The organism is Deinococcus sp., from assembly GCF_018260555.1.
Classification (GTDB): Bacteria; Deinococcota; Deinococci; order Deinococcales; family Deinococcaceae; genus Deinococcus.
Genome location: NZ_JAGLBB010000066.1, coordinates 1 through 15,326, shown reverse-complemented (window position 1 = coordinate 15,326; position 15,326 = coordinate 1). Strand labels below are relative to the sequence as shown.

At 70.6% G+C, this 15,326-nt stretch carries 14 protein-coding genes, 1 tRNA gene and 1 pseudogene; 8 read left to right on the top strand and 8 right to left on the bottom strand.

Going from position 1 to position 15,326, the window contains the following annotated elements:
* Together QZ271_RS11920 and QZ271_RS11915 are read left to right on the top strand one after the other, a co-directional pair.
* Positions 1-446 (top strand): hypothetical protein (locus tag QZ271_RS11920; RefSeq protein WP_291431753.1); only part of this gene is annotated, 446 nt, incomplete at its 5' end.
* A gap of 291 nt (positions 447-737) precedes the next feature.
* Positions 738-1,592: a metalloenzyme domain protein gene (locus tag QZ271_RS11915; protein WP_291431751.1), complete on the top strand. Its 855-nt coding sequence runs from the start codon at positions 738-740 to the stop codon at positions 1,590-1,592.
* Between the two features lie 494 nt (positions 1,593-2,086).
* Here QZ271_RS11915 and QZ271_RS11910 read toward each other — a convergent pair whose 3' ends face one another.
* The 6 genes from QZ271_RS11910 to QZ271_RS11885 form a co-directional block, all read right to left on the bottom strand.
* Positions 2,087-2,695, bottom strand: coding sequence for a phosphoribosylanthranilate isomerase (locus QZ271_RS11910; protein ID WP_291431749.1), 609 nt, complete (start codon positions 2,693-2,695; stop codon positions 2,087-2,089).
* Positions 2,692-2,937: a hypothetical protein gene (locus QZ271_RS11905; protein WP_230275884.1), complete on the bottom strand. Its 246-nt coding sequence runs from the start codon at positions 2,935-2,937 to the stop codon at positions 2,692-2,694. Before QZ271_RS11905 ends, QZ271_RS11910 begins: the two co-directional genes overlap by 4 nt.
* A gap of 131 nt (positions 2,938-3,068) precedes the next feature.
* The gene (gene cobT / locus QZ271_RS11900; protein ID WP_291431739.1) at positions 3,069-4,139 is read right to left on the bottom strand and encodes a nicotinate-nucleotide--dimethylbenzimidazole phosphoribosyltransferase; all 1,071 of its coding nucleotides are present in this window, start codon (positions 4,137-4,139) and stop codon (positions 3,069-3,071) included.
* Positions 4,140-4,266: 127 nt separating this feature from the next.
* The gene (locus tag QZ271_RS11895) at positions 4,267-4,872 is read right to left on the bottom strand and encodes a histidine phosphatase family protein (RefSeq protein WP_291431725.1); all 606 of its coding nucleotides are present in this window, start codon (positions 4,870-4,872) and stop codon (positions 4,267-4,269) included.
* A gap of 2 nt (positions 4,873-4,874) precedes the next feature.
* Positions 4,875-5,591 (bottom strand): adenosylcobinamide-GDP ribazoletransferase, encoded by a 717-nt coding sequence (locus QZ271_RS11890; protein ID WP_291431723.1) that lies wholly within the window; start codon positions 5,589-5,591, stop codon positions 4,875-4,877.
* Positions 5,591-6,253, bottom strand: a complete 663-nt coding sequence (locus tag QZ271_RS11885; RefSeq protein ID WP_291431721.1) for a metal-dependent transcriptional regulator — start codon at positions 6,251-6,253, stop codon at positions 5,591-5,593. The genes QZ271_RS11890 and QZ271_RS11885 overlap by 1 nt, the downstream gene beginning before the upstream one ends.
* A 388-nt stretch (positions 6,254-6,641) precedes the next feature.
* Between QZ271_RS11885 and QZ271_RS11880 the strand changes: the two genes are divergently transcribed.
* The 3 genes from QZ271_RS11880 (at position 6,642) to QZ271_RS11870 (ending at position 9,666) form a co-directional block, all read left to right on the top strand.
* On the top strand, positions 6,642-7,907 hold the full coding sequence (locus tag QZ271_RS11880; RefSeq protein WP_291431720.1) for a DUF1800 domain-containing protein: 1,266 nt from the start codon (positions 6,642-6,644) through the stop codon (positions 7,905-7,907).
* Between the two features lie 113 nt (positions 7,908-8,020).
* Entirely contained in the window at positions 8,021-9,193 is a 1,173-nt protein-coding gene (locus QZ271_RS11875) for a DUF1501 domain-containing protein (RefSeq protein WP_291431718.1), read from the top strand.
* Complete coding sequence (locus QZ271_RS11870; protein ID WP_291431716.1) at positions 9,190-9,666, top strand: hypothetical protein; 477 nt, start codon at positions 9,190-9,192, stop codon at positions 9,664-9,666. Before QZ271_RS11875 ends, QZ271_RS11870 begins: the two co-directional genes overlap by 4 nt.
* A 195-nt stretch (positions 9,667-9,861) precedes the next feature.
* Here the strand turns inward: QZ271_RS11870 and QZ271_RS11865 are convergent, their stop codons facing one another.
* Complete coding sequence (locus QZ271_RS11865; protein ID WP_291431715.1) at positions 9,862-10,803, bottom strand: GNAT family N-acetyltransferase; 942 nt, start codon at positions 10,801-10,803, stop codon at positions 9,862-9,864.
* A gap of 512 nt (positions 10,804-11,315) precedes the next feature.
* On the opposite strand from QZ271_RS11865, the gene tkt reads away from it, so the two are divergent.
* On the top strand, positions 11,316-13,298 hold the full coding sequence (gene tkt, locus QZ271_RS11860; RefSeq protein WP_291431714.1) for a transketolase: 1,983 nt from the start codon (positions 11,316-11,318) through the stop codon (positions 13,296-13,298).
* A 71-nt stretch (positions 13,299-13,369) separates the two neighbouring features.
* On the opposite strand, the gene QZ271_RS11855 is transcribed toward tkt, so the two are convergent.
* Positions 13,370-13,446, bottom strand: a tRNA-Arg gene (locus QZ271_RS11855).
* Between the two features lie 134 nt (positions 13,447-13,580).
* Between QZ271_RS11855 and QZ271_RS11850 the strand changes: the two genes are divergently transcribed.
* Positions 13,581-14,300, top strand: coding sequence for a roadblock/LC7 domain-containing protein (locus QZ271_RS11850; RefSeq protein WP_291431712.1), 720 nt, complete (start codon positions 13,581-13,583; stop codon positions 14,298-14,300).
* Positions 14,297-15,326: pseudogene (locus tag QZ271_RS11845) on the top strand (hypothetical protein); the annotation flags it as partial. The gene QZ271_RS11850 and the pseudogene QZ271_RS11845, both read left to right, overlap by 4 nt.

Here is a 15,326-nt window from a genome sequence, read left to right as displayed (position 1 = left end):
CGCCGCTGCACCACTTTTCCAGTAAGAGTGGGCTGATAGAAGCGGCAGCCCGGGAAGTGGTGCGCCGCGTCTCTACCAAACTGATTGTGGCCTACGAGCAGACCAAGGACGCGCCCGACCCGCTCGAAGCCTTTGGGCTGGAAGTCTGGGAAACGATATTCAGCGCCGAAGAGGGCATTTTGCTGGGCGAGCTGACCTACGCCAGCCGCCGCGAGCCGGAACTCCAGGCGATCGTGCAGCGGCTCTGGACCCGTATTTACCTCGCGGCGCGGCGCGGCGCAGCCCGCTACCTGGGCGGCGTTCACCCTGACCTGCCGCCAGAACGGGTCATGTTCCTGAGCCAGTGGCTGATGCGTGGCATGGCGCAAGATATGCACCTCGGAGCGCCGCCCGAACTGTTCGAAGCTTATTTGAAGATGTGGCGGCGGAGTCTGGGAACCGGCTGAAGCGCAGGGTGTGAGGGGTGGTCCCGTACGCTGCGATCAGCAGCCCGGATTCCCACTCTGGACAGCAGGCCCAGAGCACCGTCTATGAAACAGGAGGTTCCATGCCCGGTGGAGATGTCCGACTGTGGCAGACGATTCTCAAGCAGAACAGGCCAGCGGTAAAGACGCTATTCGGAACTGCACCGAATCAACCTCCAGGCAGAACTGATCTCGGTATCGCCTTAAAAGGCGGTTCGTGTCGTCTGTACATTCCGGCCTGACGGATCACTATGCTGCCCGGATGGAGCGCTCGTGAGGGGGATCGTGTGGCTGGCACTGGACGGCGTGGGGCACCCGCAGGACGCGCCGCCGGGCAGCGTGTGGGAGCAGGAGCTGCCGGCGCTGCGGCCCCTGGTGGATGCGGGACTGGCGCTGGACGCGACGCTGGGCGTGCCGGGCCTGCCGCAGTCCGGGACGGGGCAGGCGTGCTGGTTGACCGGCACGGACGCCGTGAACCTGATGGGCGAGCATTTCGGGCCGCAGCCGGGGCCGACGCTGCAACGCCTGCTGAGCGCGCAGAGCCTGCCGGTGCGGCTGGCCCGGGCGGGGGGGCGGGCGGCGCTGGCGAACCACTACGTTCCGGCGTACTTTCAGGCGGCGTTCCAGGCGGCGGGGGGCCGCAACCGCATGGGGTGCTTCCCGTTCTCGTTCCGCGCGGCGGGCCTGCCACTGAACCCACCTGGGGTGCCGCTCGTGGGCGCGACGCTGGGCCTCGGGTACGCGCGGCCCTGGCCGCAGGAGGGCAGCCCAGAACACTGGGAGCGGCTGGGCGCGGCCCTGGCGGACGCCGTGGCCGGGCATGACCTGATCACGGCCGACCTGTGGTTCGGGGACCTGCTGGGGCACGCGGGCGCGCACCCGGTGCCGCCGGACGCCCTGACGGCGGGCCGGGCGTACCTGCGCCGGGTGGACGCCCTGCTGGCCGGGCTGCTGGACGCGGGCGCGCGGGTGGTGGTCAGCAGCGATCACGGCAACCTGGAGGACCTGGGCGTGAAGGGCCACACGCGGGCGCGCGTGCCGTTCGCGGGGTCCGGCGTGAACCTGGGAGCACCCGCGAACGTGGTGGAGGCCGGGCAGGTGCTGGCGGGCTGGTTTGGCCTGCCGTAAGCCCAGGCGGCTGGGCAAGGGCGGCCGCCACGTGAAACATTCCGGTCGTCATGCGGCTGACGCGGGTTCCGGATGCCGGTCCGGGCCGTCATCCGAGGGCCTCATACGGGTTCCGCTTGTTTCGTTGACAACTCGGAAGGGCACCGGGTTGCCAACTCCACGTCCGGAACCCGCTTCGGCTCCCACTCGCTCCGCTCGGACCCAGCGGCTTTATAAGCCATTCAATCGGAGTCGGTATCATCTGGATGCCTGGTCAGTTTTCTGGCCTGTTGTCAGGGTTTTTTCAGATGGTGCCGCGCCCCACGTTCTGTCACCAAAGTTATCCACAGGCTTATCCACAACCCCTGTGGAAAGTCTGTGGATAACAGCGAGCGCTGGCGCGCCCTGTCCCCTGTTTTACCTGTCCGACACGCAGAATGCCGTATTCCACAGGCGGAATCCGCCAGGGCCATAAGTTATCCACAGGCTCTCGTTTCACTGTGGATAACTCTGGTTTATGAGGACCGGACCGCCCGCACGAACCCCCGCACAAGGGCCGGGTCCTTCACGCCGGGCCGCGCTTCCAGGCGACTGACCGCGTCCACCCCGGCTGGCCCGAGTGCCTGCATGGCCGCCGCCACGTTGGCCGGTCCCAGCCCCCCCGCCAGCCACGCCCCACGCGGGAACACCTCCCGCAACGCCGCCCAGTCGAGCGGCACGCCGCCGCCGGGTTCCGGGGCGTCCAGCATCAGGGTCACGCCGGGCTCGTCCCTCCACATGCCTGCCTCCGCCGCCAGATCAGCGGGGCGCACGACACGCAGAACGGGATAATACGCGGCGACCTGCCTCACGTAAAGACTTGACAACGGCCCGTGAAGCTGCACAGCACTCACGCGCGCCGAGTCCGCCGTGCGCAGCACCTCGTCCAGCCCCTGCCCCAGAAAAACACCCACGCGCGCCACGACCGGCCCCACGCTCAGGCCCGCCTCGCGCGCCACCCGCGCCGACACCAGCCGCTTACTGACCGGCGCGAAGATGAACCCCAGCGCGTCCGCGCCCGCCTGCGCGCTCAGGACCGCGTCGTGCACGCTGGTCGTGCCGCACACCTTCACCCGCACGGTCACTGCGGCCCCCGCGCGGCTTCCAGTTCGCTCACGCGCGACTCCAGCGCCCGCACCTGACGCGTCAGGGACAGCAGCAGCAACGCGTAATGGTCGTACAGTTTCGGGCGTTCCATGCGCGCCTCGCCGCTCATCCAGTCGCCCAGCAACCGCTCGGCCTCGCGCAGCACCTCGTCGTCCGGCACGTCCCGGTAACTGCGGCTGCCCAGAATCTCCCGCGCAAAGTTCAATTCCCGGTCACTCATGCGCGCCATTCTCCGGCACCAGCCCCTCCGCCGGGGCACCGTCCCTCACGATCCGGCAGTGAGGGCAACGCAGCCGGAAGGGTCATTCCCCTCCACCGACCCGCGCTCCGGTCTCTACGGCCCGCGCCGGGTCACGCGCCGCCGGGGACGCCCGCCTCGGCGAAGGTTCGCATCTCGCGGAGGGTGGCGGCCGCGCCGAGCAGCATCGGCGCGGCCAGGACGCCGCCGCTGCCCTCGCCCAGGCGCAGGTTCAGGTGGAACATGGGGGTCAGGTGCAGGTGCGCGAGTTGCGCGGCGTGTCCAATCTCGGCGCACTGTCCGGCGGGGAACAGGAAGTCGCGCAGGTGCGGGGCGAGGGCGGCGCCGATCAGCGCGGCGCTGCCTTCCACGAAGCCGTCGAGGATCACGGCGCGGCGGCTGGCGGCCGCCTGAAGCATGACGCCCAGCATGGCCGCGATCTCGAACCCCCCGAACTCCGCGAGGACCTCCAGTGGGTCGGTGGTGGGCGTGCGGTCCAGGGCCGTGCGGATCACCGCGACCTTGTGCGCCAGTCGTTCGTCGTCCACGCCGGTGCCGCGCCCCGTGACCTGCGCGGCGTCCAGGTTCAGGAGGCGGGCGGTAATGGCGGCGGCGGGGGTGGTGTTCCCGATGCCCATCTCGCCGGGAATCAGGATGTCCGCGCCGTCGTCGATGGCCCGGCGGGCCAGGGCGGCGCCCGCCAGGATCAGGGCCTGGGCCTCCTGCCGGGTCATGGCGGCCTGCACGCTCAGGTCATGGGTGCCGCGCCGCACGGCCGCGCGCACCAGCGCCGGGTGCTCGGGCAGGTCGGCGTTCACCCCGGCGTCCATCACGTACACCCGCGCGCCCACCGCCCGTGCCAGTGCGTTCACGGCCGCGCCGCCCGGCCCGGCGGGGGTGTCTGCCAGGAAGTTCGCGACCATCGCGGGCGTCACCTCGGGCGGGTAGGCGCTGACGCCCGCGCGGGCCACGCCGTGATCCCCAGCGGCCACGATCACCGCCACGCCGCGCGGGTCGGGGCGCTCGCTGCCCAGCACGCCGGAGAGGCGCACGGCCAGTTCCTCCAGGTCGCCCAGTGACCCGGCGGGTTTGGTCAGTTGCGCCTGCCGCGCCCGCGCCCGCGCCATCACCCCCGCGTCGGCAGGCTGGATGGCGTTCAGGAGGGCCGTCAGGTCGGGAAGCATCAGGGGCTCATTCTGCCGTTTTCAACGGACTCCGGTTGATGCGGTGCAAAACCCGTTCAATCCGAGCGAAGCGAGTGGGAGCCGAAGCGGGTTCTGGACCTGACATTGAAATAAACGGCAGTCTGTATCAGATGGGCGGGCGCAGCGCGGTCAGCCACCAGTGTCCCCCGTCGCGGCGCAGGGTGGCCACGGTGCCGGGGGGTGTCGCCGCGGCCGAGAGGCCCACGGTCAGGCGCAGCGCGGCCAGCAGAGGCCCGGCGTGCGTGAACGCCACGGCCTCGCCCGCTGGCAGGTCGTCCAGCCACGCCTGCACCCGCGCGTGGAAGCTGTGCCCGGTCTCACCGCCGGGGGGGCCGTGGAGGCTGTGGGGGTCGCTCAGCGCGTCGATCCAGGTGCGGGGCGCCTCGCCGTGCGCGGCTTCCAGTTCGGTCCAGGTGTGCCCGGCCATCACGCCAAAGTCAGCCTCGGCCAGGGCGGGGGTGGGGGCGGCGTGCGGGAATCCGGCCAGCCGCGCGGTCTGCCGGGCGCGGCCCAGCGGGGACGTGAACGCCAGGGCGCGGCGCGGCAGGTCGGGGCGGGGCAGGTCGGGGCGGGGCAGGTCGAGGCGGCGGGCCAGTTCTACCCCGGCGGGCGTGAGGGGCGCGTCCTCGTGCGGGTGGGGGTAGCGGCGCTGCGCGTTCGCGAGGGTGGGCGCGTGGCGGATCAGGTGCAGGATTAGTGTGTCGCCGGGCACGCTCAGCGGCCCCAGGCCAGGGCGATCAGGGCGGCCAGTTCGGCGGTGACGACGATCAGGCCGTAGGTGTCGCCGTTCAGGCCTCCGCCCAGGCGGCGGGCGCTGAAGGCGGCGGTCAGCAGCGCGGCGGCCAGGGCCGCCAGCCACGCGGCCCACGCGCCGGGAATCAGCAGGGTGGGCGCGGCGATCAGCAGCGCGGTCCAGATGCGGCCCTCGCGCGAGCGGGCGCCCAGGCTCTCGGCGCGCGCGGCGGGGTAGGAGTTCATGGGGATCAGCAGCAGCGTGCGCGCGGCGACGGCCGCGACCAGCGGGGCCAGCGGCGCCAGCGGAGCCGACAGCAGGCTCCAGAGCAGCAGCAGGGACAGGCACCCGGTTGCCAGTCCAAACGCGCCCACGTGCACGTCCCGCAGGATCACCAGGCGCTCGGCGGGGGTTTTCACGGCGAACAGGGCGTCGGCGCTGTCCACCAGACCGTCGAAGTGCAGCATGCCGGTCAGCACGAGCCACGCGCCCACGCCCAGCGCCGCGCTCACGCCGCCGGGCAGGGGGACGGGCAACCACAGCAGCAGGGAGACCGCGCCGCCCACGGCGTAGCCGGCGAGCGGGTAGTACGCACTGGCCCGCGCAAAATCCCCGTCGCGGAGCTCGGTGACGTGCGGGAGCGGCAGGGTCGTCAGGAACGTCAGGGCCAGGTGCGCGGCGCGCAACTGCGCGCGCATCACGGGGTGTGCACGTGGATCTGCGCGGCCACGCCCAGCGCCAGGGTCAGAGGGTGGTCGGTCGCCCAGACGGTCAGGGTGCCCAGCGCAGCGTCCACGCTGTCCAGCCGCAGCGGCGCGCCCGGCGTGAGCCCGGCGGCCACCATGGCGCGCAGCTGAACGGCGTCGCCGTCCGGGACGCGCGCCACGGTCACCGTGTCCCCAGGCGCCAGCTGCGACAGGCGCCGGTGCGGCTGGTGCGGCAGTTCGCCGTTCAGGGTGGGGATCGGGTCGCCGTGCGGGTCGTGCGTGGGGTCGCCCAGCCACGCGGCAATGCGGGCTTCCAGGCGCTCGCTCAGGGCGTGTTCCAGCCGCTCGGCTTCCTCGTGCACCTCGTCCAGCGGGACGCCCAGCGCGCGGTGCAGGAACAGTTCCAGCAGGCGGTGGTGGCGCAGGACTTCCATGGCGACACGTTCACCCTCGGCGGTCAGGCGCGCGCCCTGGTACGGAGCGTGCGACACGAGGCCCTGTTCGGTCAGTTTACGCAGCATGCCGGTGGCGCTGGCAGGCGCGACGTTCAGGGCGTCGGCCAGCGCCTGCGTGCTGACCTTCCCGGTCTGCCCGAGGCGCAGCAGGTGCTTGAGGTAATCCTCGGCGGAGGGCGACAGGAAGCGGGCCGTCATGCCCGTCAGTGTAGCCGGGAGGGCCGTAGCCGGAAGGGCTGCGGGGCAAGCGGGCGGCTGGAACGTTCTGAGCGGCCGGGCCCTAGACCACGCACTGCGGTTGATTGGGTGGGGTTCCGATGGAGTCCGGGTGGATGTGAGGAAAAACAACAGACGCCTGCGGTCTGGAGCCGTGGGTGGCGGCCTTCGTGACTGTGGCGCAACGGAGCGCAGTCCGCACACGGCAAATTCCGTCTGGGTCGTTCACAACCCGGAATCCGCTCGTCTCCTGCTCGCCGGGCAGCGCAGCGCTACAGGGCCGCCTGGCTCGGGTGGCTTGGGTCAAACGATTTTTTAAACCATGCGAGTCCTATCATGCAGCGGCGCACCCCCGTTTCAAGGAGACCCCATGACCCTGACTCCCCTGCCCCGCCCCCTGAACGCCGAGGACGCCGCGCACTTCCTGCGGCGCACGGCGTTCGGCGCGACCGACGCGCAGATCCGCGCGCTGGTGGGCAAGAATGCCCGCACGGCCGCGCGCGAGGCCCTGGCGTTCGATCAGACGACCGCGCCCGGCAATCCCTTCGATCCCATGCAGGGGGCCGGGCCAGGGCCGACGCTGCAACTCACGCGCGGCGCGTGGCTGTTCGAGCTGGTGTACGGCCCGCACCCGCTGCGCGAGAAACTGGCCCTGACCTGGAGTAACCACTTTGTGATCGGTACCGACAAGGTGCGCAACGTGCATGCGCTGGCCGGGTACCTGGGGCTGCTGCGGCGGCACGCGGCGACTGCGAGTTTTGAACGATTCACGCTGGAGGTCGCTCAGTCCCCGGCGATGCTGCGGTACCTCGACAACGACCAGAACCGGCGGGGGAAACCGAACGAGAATTTCAGCCGGGAACTGCTGGAACTGTTCACGACCGGCATCGGGCATTACTCCGAGGAGGACGTGCACGAGGGCGCGCGCGCCCTGACCGGCTGGACCTTCGAGGGCGGGCGCGGCAACCAGAATTACCTGGAACCGTCGCGGTTCGTGTTCAACGAGCGGCAGCACGACCCGGGCCGCAAGACGTACCTAGGTCAGAGTGGCGAGCTGCGCGGCGAGGACATCATCCGGCTGGCCGCCACGCACCCGCAGACGGCCACGTTCGTGAGCCGCAAACTGCACCGCGCGTTCCTGGCCGACACGCCGGACGGGGCGGCCGTGCAGGGCAGCGCCGAAACGTGGCGGCGCACGAACGGGAACGTGCGGGCCGTGCTGGAGGAACTGCTGTCCAGCGAGGCCTTCTACGCCAGTCGCGCCCGGATCATTCGCAGTCCGGTCGAGTTCGTGGTGGGCGCGCTGCGCACCCTGGGGCAACCGACGATGGACGCCAAGGCCCTGCTGAACCTCACGCAGACAGCCGGACGGATGGGGCAGGTGCTGCTGCAACCCGAGAACGTCAAGGGCTGGGACGGCGGGCGCGAGTGGATCAACGACACCACCCTGCTGCTGCGCCTGCAACTCGCGGCGGCCCTGACGCTGGGCAGCAAGGCCCCGCCCCTGACGGCCACGCCGTCCGCGCTGGCCCTGACCGGCCTGGAACGCCCGCCCAGCGCAGCGGCGGCCCTGAAACTCAACCCGCAGCAGGCGACGTACCTGCACCTGATCAGCCCAGAATTCCAGCTGGCCTGAGCCCGACCCGTGTGGGCACTGATCTGCGGGTCATGAGCGACGAGCGCTGGACCGCGCGCACTCTGCCCAGCTGTCTTTCATTTTTTCTCTGAACCTTCCGGGAGGTTTTATCCGTGACGAACCGACGTGATTTCCTGAAACTCTCCGCCCTGGCGGCCGCCGCCACGACCGGCATGCCCGGTTTCCTGGCGCGCGCCGCCGCGCAGGCGGGCGGCAGCAGGACCCTGGTCGTGATTCAGCTGACCGGCGGGAACGACGGCCTGAACACCCTCGTTCCGTACAGCAACGGCGCGTACTACGCCGCGCGGCCTACCATCGCCATCCCGAAGAAGGACGTGCTGACCCTCACGCCGGACCTGGGCATGCACCCCGCGCTCAGGCCGCTGATGGGCCTGTGGGACGGCGGGCGCATGGCCTGGATGGAGAACGTGGGCTACCCGAACCCGAACCGCAGTCACTTTGCCAGCATGGCGATCTGGCACACGGCGGACCCCTCGCAGGCGCAGTCGGACGGCTGGATCGGCCGTCTGGCCGAGAGCATCGGCGATCCGTTCTGCGCCAGCAACATCGGCGCGGCCACGCCGCAGGCGCTGCGGGCCAGCGAGTTCAGCCTGCCCAGCATCGACACGGTGGAGCAATTTCAGCTGAAACTCCCGCAGGGTCTGGGCGGCGCCTTCGGGGACATGCTGGACGCCGCCAGGAGCGGTGAGGCGGCGTTCCTGACGCAGGCGACCCGGCAGATGATGAAGAACACGGCGCGCGTGCAGGGGGGCGCGCAGCGGTACCGGGCCGGGGCGACGTACCCGGACGGGAGGTTCGCTGCGCAGCTGCGCGACACGGCCCGCCTGATCGCCGCCGGGGTGGGGCAGCGGGTGCTGTACGTGTCGCTGGGCGGCTTCGACACGCACGCCGGGCAGCGCGCCGATCAGGACGAACTGCTGGGCACGCTCGCCTCGGGGCTCGCGGCCTTCCACGCGGACCTGGAACGGCAGGGACTGGCCGAGAACGTGGTCGTCATGGGCTTCTCGGAGTTCGGGCGGCGCGTCGCCGAGAACGGCAGCGCCGGCACCGATCACGGCAAGGGCAGCGTGATGTTCGCGCTCGGGAGCGGCGTGAGGGGCGGCGTGCACGGCAGCAGCCCGGACCTGGAGGACCTGTCGGACGGGGACATCAAGTACCGGCAGGATTTCCGGGGCGTGTACGCCGAGGCCCTGAGCGGCTGGCTGGGCCTGAACGCCCGCGAGATCCTGAACGGCGACTTCAGCGGCCCAGGCTGGCTCGCATGAGTGCCGCGCGCCGCGTGACACTGGCGCTGGCGGCGCTGCTGGGCGGCGCGGCGCTGGCCCTCCCCAAGTACCGCCTGCAGGCCGCGCCGCAACTGCACCTGACGGGCGGGAACGACCTGTGGCAACTGGACCGCCGCGTGATGCCCTGCACGTACTGTCACGTGCGCGAGTCCGGCGGCGCGCCCTGGAATCCGTTCGGGCAGGCCATTCAGGCAACGTTCCGCCGTGAGGCGCAGGCAGGCCGCGCCGTGAAGTTCCCGCAGGCGCTCTCCGTACTGCTCGAATCGAACGGGGACGCCGACGGCGACGGGTACCCGGACGCGCTGGAGGTCTTTGCCAGGACCCTGCCCGGCGATCCGGCCAGCCGCCCGGAGCGGCCCGTGGCCGACCTTCAGGCAGAGTTTGGTGCGGCGGGCGGCGCGGCGCAGTTTGCCCCGCCTGCACCCGGCGGGAAGGGCGCGGGCAACAAATAAAAAATCCGCCTCTTAGGGGCGGCAGCGTTTCGTTCGGTTGATAGGAACAGAATACCCCGGAATGCAGGAACCGTCAAGCCTATGCACAGGCACCGGAAAACCCGCCCTGGCACGCCCCTGTTGCGGGGGCGGCCCGGCGAGATATCTGGGCGGGGTATGCAGCGGGTCCCTGCCCTATGCAGCGGGTCCCTGCCCTCAGAGGTCTTTCTCCCAGGTGATCCACATGCGTTCCGTGCGGTAGCCCAGGCGGGTGTTCACGCGCAGCATGGGCAGGTTCAGGACGGTGCCGCCCGTCCCGGCGTGCGTGTGACCCTCCCCTTTCGCCCAGGTCAGGGCGTGGGCTTTCAGGGCGGTCATCACGCCCCGCGAGCGGTGATCCGGGTGGGTGACAGTGCCCTCGCTGTCCACTTCCGTGCCGCGTGGGGTCAGGCGGGTCAGGGCGACGATCTGGCCGCGCCAGCGGGTCACGAACGCCGCTTCCTCGCGCCGGATCACGTCGCGCAGGCCGTCACGGGTGAGGGGGTCGGGCGTGGTGGTGGGGTTGCGCGGCTGGTCGCGCACGCCAGTCTGGTGCAGGGCATACAGGGCGTCCCAGTCGGCTTCTGAGCCAGCTCCTGGGGTGTCCGGGGCCAGGCGTTCGGGTTCGTAGCCGGCCAGGAACAGCCGTTTCTGAAGGGCCTCGAAGGGCGCGGGGTCGAAGGTGGTCAGGTCCAGGTGAGCTCCCCAGGACTGCCAGGCGTTGCGGAACCCGGCCGCCGCGAAGAAGGTCATCTGCTCCGTGAAGTCCTCGCGGGTGACACCCAGCACACGCCGGAACCCGGTAGGTATTGCAGCCAGATGCGCCAGCAGCAGCGGCGTGAATGCGACCGCGTCCCCGGCCACGTCCAGGCGCAGGGCGTCCGGCACGCCCTCCCCGAACGGCGCGAGGCGCGCGGTGGCGACTACCTGCCCGCCGTGTTCCGCGACCAGTCGGGCGGGGCGGGTGCCGGGGGCGCCCTCGCGGAAGTGGTCCGGTGCGTAGGTCCAGTGGCCGCGCACGCTCTGCGTGACTAGGCGGGCGACGGCCGCCGCGTCGGTGGTGGTGCGGTAGGGCCGCAGGGTGGGCAGGTGGTCGGTGGGGTGCGTGGCGTGGGTCATGCGGTCATGGTGCGCGGCGTTCACCCCTGGCCGCAAACCGGGCGGGTAGGCCTTCTGGCGGAGGGGAGGAACGCGGAGGTGGCCGCTCGGGGGGTGGGCGTGTGCGACGGGTTGCATATGCGGCGGGGCAAACTGGGCTCCGTGGCGGCGGGTTGAGGTCGGGTGAGGATGCAGGGCCACGCATACTCATCCCGTATTCACGGAAGGACTTGACATGATTACGCTACTGGCGTACTATGGCACTACCTGAACGGAGGCGACGTTGGCGCGCCTGCACCCCATGACGGATTCCGGCCTCAGCGACTCTCCCCGGACGGTCCCTGTCTGGCCACCCCCCGCACCACCTCACCCTCACCCAGTCCGAACCCGGCCGCCCGTCTTCCCGACGGGCGGTCCTTTGCGTGGGCCGCACGCGCGCTGGGCAACCTCATTCGACTTATCTATGGGACTGTAAGGGCGCTCCCTATAAGTGTCCACAGTACACATACTCTTCTCGGGGTAGGATACGAGACATGTCCAGCGACATCCCCCAGCTGAGTGTGAACACCATCCGTACCCTGAGCATCGACGCCGTGCAGGCCGCCAACAGCGGCCACCCAGGCGCTCCCCTTGGCGCCGCGCCCATGGCGTACGTGCTGTGGCAGGATTTCCTGCGCTTTAACCCCAGGCACCCGGAATGGGCCGGCCGCGACCGCTTCGTCCTGTCCGCCGGGCACGCCAGCATGCTGATCTACAGCCTGCTGCACCTCACCGGCTACGACATGCCCCTCGAGGAACTCAAGCGCTTCCGCCAGTGGGGCAGCAAGACCCCCGGCCACCCCGAGTTCTTCCACACCCCCGGCCTCGACGCCACCACCGGCCCGCTCGGGCAGGGCGCCGCCATGACCGTCGGCATGGCCATGGCCGAAGCGCACCTCGCCGCGCGTTACAACCGCCCAGGCTTTCCCGTCTTCGACAACCACACGTACGCCATCATCGGTGACGGCGACCTGCAAGAAGGCGTGAACCACGAAGCCGCCGCCCTGGCCGGACACCTGCGCCTGAACAAACTGATCTGGCTGCACGACGACAACGAAGTCCAGCTGGACACCGCCACCTTTAAGGCCGAAAGCGAGAACACCGCCCAGCGCTACGAGGCGTACGGCTGGAACGTCCTGAAAGTCGCCGACGGCAACGACCTGGACGCCATCCGCGCCGCCATCAGGGAAGCGCAGACCAGCGACCGCCCCACCCTGATCCAGGTGCGGACCGTCATCGGCTTCGGCAGCCCCCGCGCCGGCACCAGCAAAGCCCACGGCGAACCCCTGGGCGCCGAGGGCGTCGCGAGCACCAAGGCCGCCCTCGGCTGGGAATACGAGCCCTTCACGGTGCCGGGCGAGGTCCGCGCCCACATGGACGCCACCGAACGCGGCGCGAAGCTCGAAGCCGACTGGACCGCCCTGATGGACGGCTACCGCGCCGCGCACCCTGACCTGGGTGCCGAAGTGGACGCCCTGCTTGCCCGCGAACTGCCCGCCAACCTCAGCGACGTGCTGCCCAGCTACGAGGTCGGCGGGAAGGCCGTCGCCACCCGCAACGCCAGCGGCGAAATTATCGGCGCCCTGGCCGCCGCCGTGCCCGGCCTGATGGGCGGCAGCGCCGACGTGTCCGGCAGCACCAAGACCACCATCAAGGACGCCGGCGAGATGCAGAGCGGCAGCATGGCCGGCCGCAACGTCCTGTTCGGCGTGCGCGAGTTCGGCATGACCGCCGCTGCCAACGGCCTGAGCCTCTACGGCGGCCTGCGCCCCCTGGTCGGCACCTTCCTGGTGTTCGCCGACTACCTGAAACCCGCCTACCGCCTCAGCGCCATCCAGATGCAGCCCGTCACGTTCGTCCTGACACACGACTCCATCGGCCTGGGCGAGGACGGCCCCACCCACCAGCCCATCGACCAGCTCGCCATGCTGCGCGCCGTGCCCGGAGCGCACGTCATCCGCCCCGCCGACGCCAACGAAACGGCCGCCGCGTGGCAGATGGCCCTCGAGTACGACAAGGGCCCCACCGCGCTGGCCCTCACCCGCCAGGACCTGCCCATCCTGCCCCGCAACCACGCCGGCGTGAAGAAAGGCGCCTACGTGCTGCGTGACGCCGACAGTGCCAACGGTGAGGGCGCGCAGATCATCCTGATCGCGTCGGGCAGCGAGGTCAGCCTCGCCCTGAACGCCGCCGAAGCGCTGGCCGAGAGCGGCATTCCGGCGCGTGTGGTCAGCATGCCCTGCATGGAAGTCTTCCGCGCGCAGGACCGCAGCTACCGCGACAGCGTCCTGACCCCCGGCGTGAAACGGGTGGCCATCGAAGCCGCCAGCAAGGCCCCCTGGTACGAGTGGGTCGGCACGGACGGCGCCGTGATCGGCATGGATACCTTCGGAGCCAGCGCGCCCGCCGACGTGCTGTTCGAGAAGTTCGGGTTCAGCGTCCCCAACGTCATCAAGGTCGTCAAGAGCGTCCTGTAAACCCCGCACGCTCTAAAAACGCCGGACCCGCTCAGTGATGAGGGGTCCGGCATTTCTGATCCGACACTGCGTGGTGCACTCGACTGGATTCGAACCAGTGGCCTGCCCCTTAGGAGGGGGCCGCTCTATCCAACTGAGCTACGAGTGCCGACCGTGGGCGCGGCAGCGGCGCAGCGGGGAGTATAGCAGGGCCGCCCACAGGCGGGAATGCCCACGCGCAGGGCACGGAACCGTGAGATAAAAGTGTAAGCTCGGCTTCCCTATCCTTCCTTGAGGTTCTTCATGACGAACGCTGTGTACACCATGACCGTCCGCGCCCTGTCGGGCGTTGTTTCCGAACGGGCTGCCGAGACCATATTGCGCGCGGTGCTGCGCCAGCACAACATCGCGCCCGATACGGTGTCGGCGCAGGAGATGCAGCAACTGATCTCCGGTTCGCTGCTGGACCGGCTGGCGTCCGTGCTGCCGTCGGCGCAGGCGCGGCGGGAATTGCAGGCCCTGTCCCGGCGCCTGGAGTCGAAGTACCTGAAAGCGCCGACGCTGTTTACGCAGAACGTGCCGCTGGCCACCTGGGATGACGCCGGGGAAGGCACGACCGTCTGGAATGCCCTGATGCTCAGCGCGGATGATTTTGAATTCGAGGACCCCGAGGACCCGGGCATGCTGGACGGCCGCGCGTACGACCTGGCGACCACGCTGGACCAGGACGCCCTGATTCAGCTGGGGAAACTGTCGGGCGTGCAGGGCGTGATGGTGTGCCGTTCGAGTGGTGAGGTGCTGCGGTCCCGGTCCGTGAAGGACCCGGCGGGTCTGGGCAGCGTGGTCGCGGCGAGCGCCATGCTGTTCCAGAAGCGGGCGCTGCGGCTGATGTCGGCGGATCTGGGTGGTCAGACGGTGTGCATGTGCCCGCTGGGCTCGTACTGTGTGGCCGTGGTGGCCAATTCTCAAGCGAACGTGGCGAGACTGCTTGTGGAACTTCAGCAGTTGCGGGTGGCGTCGTGAACTCGGCGGTGCAGGGTGAATGGCAACCGAGGGGCGGCGCGTGGCGGGCGGCGCTGGCGCTGGGTGCACTGGGTCTGGGCGGAACGGGTCTGACCGGGCTGGGCGGCGCGGCCGCGCAGGACCTGGCGGCATACACCAGGCTGGCGCAGAACCTGGACGGCGCGGTGACGGCGCGGGCCTCCTCGGCCCAGGCGGCCCTGACGCGCCTGGACGCGGCGCAGTCGGCGCTGGGCGCCCTGGCCCCCACCATTCGCAACCGGCAGATCGTGTCGGGCCTGAAAGACGCCATGGGCGGCGCGCGGGCCGCGCTGGGGCGCACGCCGGCTGAGCTCGAGGCGCAGGTGCTGCTGTCGCGCGGGTTGATGCGCAGGGCGCTGTACGACCAGACGCTGGCGCTGCTGTCGAGCACTCCGGCGAACGGGGCGGCGCAACTTCAGCTGCTGGGCCGCGAGTTCGGCCTGGGTCCCGAGGCGCTCCAGGCGCTGTCGAGTGACGCGAAGGCCGGTCGGCTGGAGCGCGCGGCGTGGCGGCTTCAGCGGGCGGCAGTGCAGAAGGTCAGCGCCAGTCTGACGGCCGCGCGCGCCACGCAGAGCACGGCGTCGTACGTGAACCTGGCGCGCGCGACCGGGTGGTTCACGGTGGTGCAGGATTCGGCGGGTGCAGGCGGCCTGAAGGTCTCGCAGTTCGGGGACGCGTTGCGGCAACTGACCTCGGGTGACACGGCGGCCCTGGAGACCTCGCTGGCAGCGCTGCGTTCGGGCACGGCGGCCTTCGCGGCGACCCTGGCCACCCCGCCCGCCGCCACCCCGCCCGCCGCCACTCCGCCCGCCGCCCCCCCGGCCGGAACGAAACCGGCGTCCGGGGGCACCCGCCCCCCTGTCACGCCCGTTCCGGTCACGCAGACCCCGGATACCCAGGCGACGGCCCCCGGGACGCCGATCACGCAGACGCCGGGCACGCAGACGCCGGGAGCGCAGGCCACGGCGGGGGCTGGTGCGGCGTACGTGGCGCTGGGCCGCGCCCTGG

Bases quoted from the DNA above. Each gene is read 5' to 3' on its own strand.
- QZ271_RS11905 (WP_230275884.1), bottom strand. From the start codon at position 2,937: ATGAGTGACCGGGAATTGAACTTTGCGCGGGAGATTCTGGGCAGCCGC.
- cobT (WP_291431739.1), bottom strand. From the start codon at position 4,139: ATGCTTCCCGACCTGACGGCCCTCCTGAACGCCATCCAGCCTGCCGAC.
- QZ271_RS11890 (WP_291431723.1), bottom strand. From the start codon at position 5,591: ATGCGCGCGCAGTTGCGCGCCGCGCACCTGGCCCTGACGTTCCTGACG.
- QZ271_RS11885 (WP_291431721.1), bottom strand. From the start codon at position 6,253: ATGACGGCCCGCTTCCTGTCGCCCTCCGCCGAGGATTACCTCAAGCAC.
- QZ271_RS11880 (WP_291431720.1), top strand. From the start codon at position 6,642: ATGACCCTGACTCCCCTGCCCCGCCCCCTGAACGCCGAGGACGCCGCG.
- QZ271_RS11870 (WP_291431716.1), top strand. From the start codon at position 9,190: ATGAGTGCCGCGCGCCGCGTGACACTGGCGCTGGCGGCGCTGCTGGGC.
- QZ271_RS11865 (WP_291431715.1), bottom strand. From the start codon at position 10,803: ATGACCCACGCCACGCACCCCACCGACCACCTGCCCACCCTGCGGCCC.
- tkt (WP_291431714.1), top strand. From the start codon at position 11,316: ATGTCCAGCGACATCCCCCAGCTGAGTGTGAACACCATCCGTACCCTG.
- QZ271_RS11850 (WP_291431712.1), top strand. From the start codon at position 13,581: ATGACGAACGCTGTGTACACCATGACCGTCCGCGCCCTGTCGGGCGTT.